Genomic DNA, 8,880 nt, shown 5'->3' with positions numbered 1-8,880 from the left:
GAGCGTATCTATAATCCAAATTTTAATTATGGCGAATATGCCACAATTAGAAATCAAGCAGGATTGAACAGTTACAAAATCAGCGTAAAAGAATGGACTGCTAAAACGAATGCAAATGATTTAATGAAAAAGTTCACTCGTCAGGAAGCTGTCAGCGCTTTATCGGATTTAGTAAAAAAGGGTAAAATACGAAGAGTTTGCCGAGGTATTTACGATTACCCCAAATACAGCGATTTCCTAAAACAAGAGTTGAGTCCTGATATTGATCAAGTAGCTCGTTCATTTGCCCGAAAATTCAATTGGCGGATAGAAATATCGGGGGATAGTGCATTAAATTTATTGACTTAATATAGCACAATAATATTTATGAATTAAAAATAAATAATGAGGGAAAATGAAAAAGAAATTAACGAATAAAGCAATTAGAGATGAAGCCGGAAAATTTGCAAAAGCTATTTCCAAAATAGAAAATAGTGAATTATATAATATTAATGATGGCAAATCAGTAGGAACTTATGTTGAGCATAAATTCCAAAATATTTTATCGGAAACTTACGAATATGAAATAGGAAATTCTGCTCGTGGAATTGATTTTCCTGAATTACAAATAGACTTAAAAGTAACAAATTATAGACAACCTCAATCATCATGTCCCTACCGTTCTGCTAACCAAAAAATATTCGGCTTAGGATATTCTCTATTAATTTTTGTATATGAAAAAATAGATAATAATGAATTACAATCAAGCAGACTTAATATCTTACATTCAATATTTGTTGATTCAACAAAAACAGCTGACTATCAAATAACAACAAGTATAAAGAAAATAATTGAAAATAATGGAAATTCTGATGATTTGATTGCATTAATGAGAGAGAAAAATCTTCCGATAGATTTTGATATCGAGGGTCCAATTATAGCAGAAAAACTACTAAACAATCCATTTGAAATCGGTTATTTAACAATAGCTAATGCTTTACAATGGAGATTACAATATGGTCGAGTAATTCAAAAAGCAGGTAAAATTGATGGAATTATTAAAATTACATAATAGTAAACAAAAAGTAGAATTTGGTGATTTTCAAACTCCAGACAATCTTGCATTACAAATTTGTGATTTTATCAGCAATAATAGTTATAAACCCAAAACAATAATTGAACCAACTTGTGGAGTCGGAAGTTTTATAATAAATTCTAATAAAACATTTAATTCTGCTGAAAAAATTATAGGCATTGAAATAAACAATAACTATTTAAATATTTTAAGAAAAGCAATTTCAAGTAAAAAAGTAATTTTGGAAAATCAGGATTTCTTCAAAATGGATTGGGGAAAATATTTAAACCAATTGAAAGAACCATTATTGATGATTGGCAACCCACCTTGGGTCACAAATTCAAAACTTTCTTCTTTAACCAGTTCAAATTTACCTAAAAAAAATAATGGTCAGCAACTTAAAGGTATTGAAGCGATTACAGGAAAATCAAATTTTGATATTTCTGAATGGATGATAATTAAATTATTGGATGTATTGCAATATAAAACATCACTTTTAGCTTTTCTTTGTAAAACAAGTGTTGCTCGAAAAGTTTTGATGTATATATGGAACAATAAATTAAATATATCACAATCATCTATTCATCTAATAAATTCAAAAGAACATTTTAATGTTTCTGTTGATGCTTGCTTATTTATTTGTCAATCTGGAGAAAATGTCCAAACCAAGCATTGTCCGGTTTACAGTAAATTAGACTATAAATCTTTAATATCAGATATTGGAATTAAAAAAAATAAATTGTTAGCAAATATTTCATTTTATAATAAACATTCACATTTAGAAGGAAACGAATATTATAGATGGCGTTCAGGTATTAAACATGATTCTTCAAAAATTATGGAATTCTTTTTTAAAGATGGTCTTTTTATTAATGGTTTTGGAGAAACTGTTGATTTGGAAATGGACTTTCTTTATCCTCTGTATAAAAGTTCCGATATTTCAAAAGATGTTTTAAGCTTTCCTCGAAAATGGGTTCTTATAACTCAAAAAGAAGTTGGTAATGAAACAATATATATTAAAAATATTGCACCTAAAACTTATCAATATTTGGAGAAACACTCAAACATTTTATCTCAACGGAAAAGTTCTATCTATAAAAATAAACCTAAATTTTCAATATTTGGTATTGGAAAATATTCATTTTCTAATTATAAGATAGCAATCTCCGGTTTATACAAAAAAATACATTTTCAGTTATTGGAAACTTATAAAGAAAAACCGATAATGGTTGATGATACTTGTTATTTAATATCTTGCAATACAAAAAAGGAAGCTGAATTACTTCTCAAAACTTTGAATTCTCAAATAGCAAAAGAGTTTTTTCAATCTTTTATTTTTTGGGATTCAAAACGTCCAATTACATCTTCAATTTTAAATCGGTTGGATATTTTAAAATTAAGTAAGGAACTTGAACTAAATTCTTTAACTGAGATTATTCTTGAGAAAAATCAATATTCACAAATGACAATTTTTGAAGATTTTGAAAGACATAATATTCAATATTAAGATAAAAATACTCAAAACAAACATATCTCTGCCCGAAAAGATGAGCGCGGCAGTGACCAAACATTAGCAGAAATTTTGGAGGAAAAATGAAAATTAGAATATTCTTTCTATTTGTCGGTATAATTTTATCGTCACAGGTAGTAGCTCAAACAGCACCTGATACTTTGTGGACCAAAACATATGGTGGTAGTTATACTGATCATTCGTATTCAATTCAGCTGACCACAGATGGAGGTTATGTCATTGTGGGTTATACTGAGTCTTATGGCGCAGGTAATAGTGATTTTTGGATAATAAAAACAAATGAAATTGGAATTGAAGAATGGAATCAAACTTACGGTGGTAATTCTTCAGATGTAGCTCACTCAGTTCAACAAACCTTCGATGGAGGATTTATTATCGCTGGTTTTACATGGTCTTATGGAGCAGGTAATTTTGATGTTTGGATAGTTAAAACAGATGAAAGTGGAAATGAAGTATGGAATCAGACTTATGGTGGAAGTTATTTTGATCTAGCTTTTTCGATACAGCAAACATCAGATGGCGGATATATTATTGCTGGTGAAACTGAAACTAACGTTACAAGTTCAAAAGATTTTTGGTTAATAAAAATTGATGAATATGGAAATGAAGAGTGGAATCAAATTTATGGAGGAAGTGATCAAGATAGGGCTTATTCTGTTCAGCAAACCATAGATGGTGGTTATATCGTTGCAGGATATACTGAATCTTATGGTATGGGAAATAGTGATTTCTGGATAGTAAAGGCAGATGAAAATGGAATTGAAGAATGGAATCAAACTTACGGTGGTAATTATTTTGACAAAGCTTACTCAATTATACAGACCACAGATGGAGGTTATATCATTGCAGGATATACTGAATCTTATGGAGTAGGAGTTAGTGATTTCTGGATAGTAAAAACTGATGATAGTGGAAATGAAGAATGGAATCAAACTTACGGTGGAGATTATTTTGATAGAGCTAATTCAATTCAACAAACTTCAGATGGAGGATATATCATCGCAGGTTACACTGAATCTTATGGAACAGGACAGGTTGATTTCCTTTTGGTAAAAATAGATGCAAGTGGAACTGAGGAATGGAATCAAACTTATGGTGGGAATGGTTATGATTATGCTTATTCAGTTAGACAAGTTACAGATGACGGTTATGTTGTTGCTGGTGGTACAGAGTCTTATGGATCTGGTTTATATGATATTTGGCTTATTCGATTAGGTGCTGAAAATGATATAAATTTCGATAATATTTCAAATAATCAAGCAAATCATTTTTCTAATTATCCAAATCCGTTTAATCCAGAAACGACAATTGTCTTTTCAATCCAAAATGATTCTAAAGTTGAACTTGCGATTTACAACATAAAAGGACAAAAAATCAATACATTGATTAACAGTGAATTTACTACAGGTTTTCATTCAATTATCTGGAATGGAGATGATAACTTAGGCAAACCTGTAAGTTCAGGGATTTATTATTATAAGTTGAATGTAAACGGCAAAACTGAAGCAGTGAAAAAATGTTTGTTTTTGAAATGAAAAAAATGCTGCTAACAAACAGTTCCACAACCCAGCATAAAGAAAAGCAAGAAGAGCGTGGCAGGCTTGAGACATTATCGAATAGCAGCTATTTTATTCCTTTAACTCAAAATTTTAATTTGTTTTCCATTCTTCACTCAGCACTTCCCCGATAGTATAAAGCGAGCCGGTTACGCAGATCAAATCTCGAGAATCTGCAATCTCTTTTGCTTTTTGCAATGCTTTTTGAATATCTTCTTCAACAATATAGTTTTGGGTGTATTTACCGGTTTCATCAGACAAATCTTTGGTTTCCGCTGCTCGGTCCGAATGAGATTTGCAGATGACGAACATGTCCACAATTTTACTTAGCTTTTTGATCATTGTGCGAAAATCCTTGTCATATAATATGGCAATCACGACGATCAGTTTTCGATATTCGTAAATGTGTGTGAGGTTAAAAACAAGTTTCTCAATTCCCGCTGGATTATGAGCACCATCCACGAGAATAGTAGGCTGCTCCCTAATTTTTTGCATTCTTCCATCCCATAAAATATTTTTCAACCCGTTTTTCACCTTTTTTTCTTCTAATTTCCAGCCGAATTTATTCGCTAAGGCTGCACACATTAGCAAAGCTAGCGAGGAATTATCAACTTGATGAAGCCCCGCGAGATTTATTCTAATATTTTTGTAGTTAATTCCAAATTGAGGGATTGAAATATTATACGAGCAACCTGATTCTTCCAATTTAATCGAAGAATTTTTTATTTCATTTTCTACATCGAGAATCGGGGATTTTTTTTTCTTCGCTACCGAAAGGATCGCTGCTTTTGCCTCTTTTGGCATTTTTCCCACACATACAGGAATACCCTCTTTCAATATTCCCGCTTTTTCTCCGGCAATTTTTTCAAGAGTGGAACCCAAAGAATTTGTGTGATCATAATCTATATTCGTGATTGCTGTTATCACAGCGTTTACGAGCACACTTGCATCAAGGCGCCCTCCTAAGCCAACTTCCATTATGGCATAATCGGTTTTCTCTTCCAAAAACATCTGGCAGGCGATGGCTGTAGTTATCTCAAAATATGAAGTATCATATTTTTCATGTAGTTTGCGGAATTTGAGATATTTATTTAGTAACTTTTTTTCGCCTACCCGTTTTTTATTTATTCGGAATCGTTCATTATAATCTACCAGATGCGGGGATGTATTTAAACCGGTTTTGAATCCATGTGCTTCTAAAATAGTTTCCACCATTGCAGCAGTGGAGCCTTTCCCATTTGTTCCAGCTATATGAACGGCATTTATCTTTTTTTCCGGATTTCCAATTGCATTAAAAAAATTAGTTATATTGACCAACTGTAATTTCTTTTTCCCAGCTGATTTTTCGTAAATCTCTTCTAAAAATTCTTGATAATTCATTTTAATCCGTTTGAAATTTTGTTATTCACATTTTCTATTTCTTTTTTTGAAGTTGGAAAATTTTTTTACAAAAATATATGGTGCTAATCTATAGAGAGAAATCATTTTATTCAGAAATGATTTATGAGAATAAAAAAACTCTGGAAATCTCACCAGAGTTTTTTTATTTAGAGTCCATCCGTAAACTCGCATTTTTGCAATGATTCCCCGAATGTGATTCGACGCAGATAAACCCCAAGTGGAATATAAATACAAAAACATTCCACAGGGCAAGCACTGATTATGCTGATGAACCCCTGTTGAATATAAAATACAAAGCATTCAACGGGGCAGGCGCTGATACTACACTTTTTACAAAATAAATTTATCTTGCGAAAATCGGTTTTTTCAGTGTTCATCTGCGTCGAATCCCTACTTTACGGATGAACTCTATTAAGATTCAATTGAGAAATTTATTCTTTATCTTCTGTTTCCGCTTTTGTAGCAGGTTCTATTTTTCCAGATTCTTTTTTCTTTACTTCACAAATCGGAAGAAATTCTCTTCCCCAGGATTCTTTTATCACTTCTGCCATAGCAAGATAAATTGCGGAAAGACCGCAGATGATCCCTTCCCAGCCGGCTATTCTGCCGATGAGAACTGAGCCTGTCCAGTCCTTGATCGCGAGTAACCAAAAAAGTATGGTCAATGAAAGAAATACAAATTGAATGACGCGGTTCGCCCTAAAAGTTGCCAACCACATAAAGAATGTGAACAAGCCCCACAAGAAAAGATACCAAGCCATAAATTTGGGTAGAGTTGGGTCACCCCAACCAATTTTGGGGAATACAAGTAAAAATACAAGAGAAATCCAGAAGAGTCCGTAAGATGTAAAAGCCGTAGTTCCAAAAGTATTTCCTTTTTTAAACTCGAGCATTCCAGCAATTATTTGTGCCATTCCACCATAAAATATTCCCATTGCCAAAACCATAGAACTTAATCCGAAAAAGCCTGCATTGTGAATATTTAGCAGAACTGTTGTCATCCCGAATCCCATCAAACCGAGGGGAGCGGGATTTGCTAATTTATTTTCCATATTTATCTCCCTAATCAGTGTGCATCCTTAAAGTAGACTTCTCGAGAAGTCACGGGCCATTCCGTGACTAATTGAAAAAATTATCTATTAAGTTAATTGGCGTTATATTTGTAAGTTGGAAAATCTTAAGTCAAGTTCAAAAAACGGACTTTAACTCAAGATTTTCCTTTACGGACAGACTCTAATTATAATCCGTACATTTCAATTATTTCTTTTTTTGTTTTTCCGAGAATGTCATATTTTTTGCCAACCTCAGTGAAAGCAGCGAGAGCTTTGTCGAGATGATGTTTTTCGTGTCCGGCAGAAATTTGGGTTCTGATCCTTGCTTTTCCGTTTGCTACTACCGGGAAGAAAAATCCAATCGCATAAATTCCGAGTTTATAAAGATCGTTAGCAAAATCTTGGGCGAGTTTTGCGTTGAAAAGCATTACCGGAACAATGGGTGTATCTCCGGGTTGAAGAACAAAACCGGCTTCTTCCATGCCTTTACGCCAGTATTTTGTATTTTCTTCCAATTTGTCTCGTCGTTCGGTGCTTTCCGAAAGGATTTCCAAAACTTTGAGCACACCGGCAACCACTACCGGTGAAATAGTATTTGAGAAAAGATAGGGACGTGCTTTTTGTCTGCAAAGTTCCACGATTTCTTTTCTACCGGAAACACATCCACCGGATGCACCCCCAAGAGCTTTTCCAAAGGTCGTAGTAATAATATCAATTTTGCCGACTACACCATATTTTTCATGCGTTCCTCTACCGGTTTTACCGATAAATCCTGAAGCGTGGGAATCATCCACAAAAAGCATGGCATCGTATTTCTCGCAAAGTTCTACCATTTCATCAAGTTTAGCGGTGTCACCGTCCATTGAGAAAACACCGTCGGTAATTACAACTTTGAGCCGTTTATCAGAGTGAAGTTTCAATTTTTTCTCGAGATGTTTCATGTTGGAATGCTTGTAAGTGTCGTGCATTGCAGAGCTAAGACGAATTCCGTCCACAATGGAAGCATGCACGAGTCTGTCTGAGATCATCACATCTTCAGCGGTAAGCAATGCTTCGAAAACTCCGGCATTTGCATCCATGCAAGATGGAAAGAGAATTGTATCTTCAGTTCCGAGAAATTCAGAAACTTTCTTTTCCAGCTCGTCGTGAATATCTTGCGTTCCGCAAATAAATCGTACTGATGACATTCCGTATCCGCGTTCATCCAGACCCTTATGAGCTGCGGCAATTACATCCGGATGGCTTGATAAACCGAGATAATTATTTGCACACATATTGATAACTTTTTGCAGAGAGGCACCCTCCGGGAATTCCACTTCAATGTCTGCGGCCTGAGGTGAGTGAATAAACCGCTCTTTCTTAAAAATTCCGGCTTTTTCAATTTTGCCGAGTTCTTCTTTGTAAATATTTCTAATTTTGCTGCTAAAAGCCATAGTAAAACTCCTTCATAATTATTCTACGCAGAAAAATTGTAATTTAACTGATGAACACTAATAATTTTGTAAGATTATTAATTTCAATCATGGATAAATCGGTTTTTCGGCGTTTATTTGTGTCCTGTTATTTGTAAAAACTCTGTGCAAGATTGTCTCACACAGAGTTTTATAGAATTTCTATTGAGTAAATTCTTTAACTAATTTTACGATACTATTTACGGAATCAAAAGCTTCGGGGCTAGCTTTATCATCCGGAATTGAAATATCATATTCTGTTTCCAAGAATCTTTTTAATGAAACCATTGAAAATGAATCTACGAGACCGCCGGATATAAGAGGTGTGTCGTAACCAACTTCCTCGTCTTCATCTTCCACATATTCATCAATCACGTATTCCAAAATTACATCTTTCATTTCTTCCATTTTTATTCTCCTTCTAGTTGATTTTATAATATTTTTTTCATTCCACGGGACAGCACATATTTTTCATAATTTAAAATTTCTTTTTGGATTTCAAATTTCTATTGGTTAACAGAAAGCTAATCAGAAGATTTGTGTCAAAAATAATCCTATTTGGACGAATCATATCTTGCTTTTCTTACTTTCTCAACTTCGTGTGTTATTTCTTGAAATGAGGGGACAGATTCAGGATTTGATCGCATTTTTTTTAGGAGCTTAACAAAATCATTATGAGAATCAGATAATCTATTAATTTGAATTAATTTCAAATCAACTAAATTATTTAGTAGCACTTTAACTTTTGGTTCTAATATATTAATTACTAAGCTTTCCATTTTTCCTTCCTATCATTTCTTTTTTACCGCCGAGAACAGAGAGAACGCAGAGATTC

Annotated in this window: 8 protein-coding genes and 1 pseudogene; 4 read left to right on the top strand and 5 right to left on the bottom strand. The window is 33.4% G+C overall.

The window, feature by feature from the left end; all coding sequences use genetic code 11:
* From U9P79_05280 to U9P79_05265, 4 genes and pseudogenes are all read left to right on the top strand, one after another.
* Window positions 1-342 (top strand): annotated as a pseudogene (locus tag U9P79_05280) (DUF6088 family protein).
* A gap of 52 nt (window positions 343-394) precedes the next feature.
* Complete coding sequence (locus U9P79_05275; GenBank protein MEA2104040.1) at window positions 395-1,051, top strand: restriction endonuclease; 657 nt, start codon at window positions 395-397, stop codon at window positions 1,049-1,051.
* Window positions 1,029-2,561, top strand: coding sequence for an N-6 DNA methylase (locus U9P79_05270; GenBank protein ID MEA2104039.1), 1,533 nt, complete (start codon window positions 1,029-1,031; stop codon window positions 2,559-2,561). The genes U9P79_05275 and U9P79_05270 overlap by 23 nt, the downstream gene beginning before the upstream one ends.
* 86 nt (window positions 2,562-2,647) lie before the next feature.
* Entirely contained in the window at window positions 2,648-4,120 is a 1,473-nt protein-coding gene (locus U9P79_05265) for a T9SS type A sorting domain-containing protein (protein MEA2104038.1), read from the top strand.
* Window positions 4,121-4,234: 114 nt separating this feature from the next.
* Here the strand turns inward: U9P79_05265 and U9P79_05260 are convergent, their stop codons facing one another.
* The 5 genes from U9P79_05260 to U9P79_05240 form a co-directional block, all read right to left on the bottom strand.
* Entirely contained in the window at window positions 4,235-5,521 is a 1,287-nt protein-coding gene (locus U9P79_05260; protein ID MEA2104037.1) for a folylpolyglutamate synthase/dihydrofolate synthase family protein, read from the bottom strand.
* Between the two features lie 452 nt (window positions 5,522-5,973).
* A complete protein-coding gene (locus U9P79_05255) occupies window positions 5,974-6,594 on the bottom strand; it encodes an acetate uptake transporter (GenBank protein MEA2104036.1) in 621 nt (206 codons plus the stop codon).
* 185 nt (window positions 6,595-6,779) lie between these two features.
* Complete coding sequence (kbl, locus tag U9P79_05250) at window positions 6,780-8,027, bottom strand: glycine C-acetyltransferase (protein ID MEA2104035.1); 1,248 nt, start codon at window positions 8,025-8,027, stop codon at window positions 6,780-6,782.
* 180 nt (window positions 8,028-8,207) lie between these two features.
* Entirely contained in the window at window positions 8,208-8,453 is a 246-nt protein-coding gene (locus tag U9P79_05245) for an acyl carrier protein (GenBank protein ID MEA2104034.1), read from the bottom strand.
* Window positions 8,454-8,599: 146 nt separating this feature from the next.
* Window positions 8,600-8,824: a hypothetical protein gene (locus U9P79_05240; protein MEA2104033.1), complete on the bottom strand. Its 225-nt coding sequence runs from the start codon at window positions 8,822-8,824 to the stop codon at window positions 8,600-8,602.
* Window positions 8,825-8,880: the final 56 nt, after the last annotated feature.

The sequence above is a fragment of the Candidatus Cloacimonadota bacterium genome, assembly GCA_034661015.1.
In the GTDB taxonomy this organism is placed as follows: Bacteria; Cloacimonadota; Cloacimonadia; order JGIOTU-2; family JGIOTU-2; genus JAYEKN01.
This window is presented reverse-complemented; position numbering and strand designations above follow the sequence as displayed.

Excerpts from the sequence above, each read along its gene's own strand:
- U9P79_05275 (MEA2104040.1), top strand. The coding sequence starts at position 395 with ATGAAAAAGAAATTAACGAATAAAGCAATTAGAGATGAAGCCGGAAAA.
- U9P79_05260 (MEA2104037.1), bottom strand. The coding sequence starts at position 5,521 with ATGAATTATCAAGAATTTTTAGAAGAGATTTACGAAAAATCAGCTGGG.
- U9P79_05265 (MEA2104038.1), top strand. The coding sequence starts at position 2,648 with ATGAAAATTAGAATATTCTTTCTATTTGTCGGTATAATTTTATCGTCA.
- U9P79_05245 (MEA2104034.1), bottom strand. The coding sequence starts at position 8,453 with ATGGAAGAAATGAAAGATGTAATTTTGGAATACGTGATTGATGAATAT.
- U9P79_05240 (MEA2104033.1), bottom strand. The coding sequence starts at position 8,824 with ATGGAAAGCTTAGTAATTAATATATTAGAACCAAAAGTTAAAGTGCTA.
- U9P79_05270 (MEA2104039.1), top strand. The coding sequence starts at position 1,029 with ATGGAATTATTAAAATTACATAATAGTAAACAAAAAGTAGAATTTGGT.
- kbl (MEA2104035.1), bottom strand. The coding sequence starts at position 8,027 with ATGGCTTTTAGCAGCAAAATTAGAAATATTTACAAAGAAGAACTCGGC.
- U9P79_05255 (MEA2104036.1), bottom strand. The coding sequence starts at position 6,594 with ATGGAAAATAAATTAGCAAATCCCGCTCCCCTCGGTTTGATGGGATTC.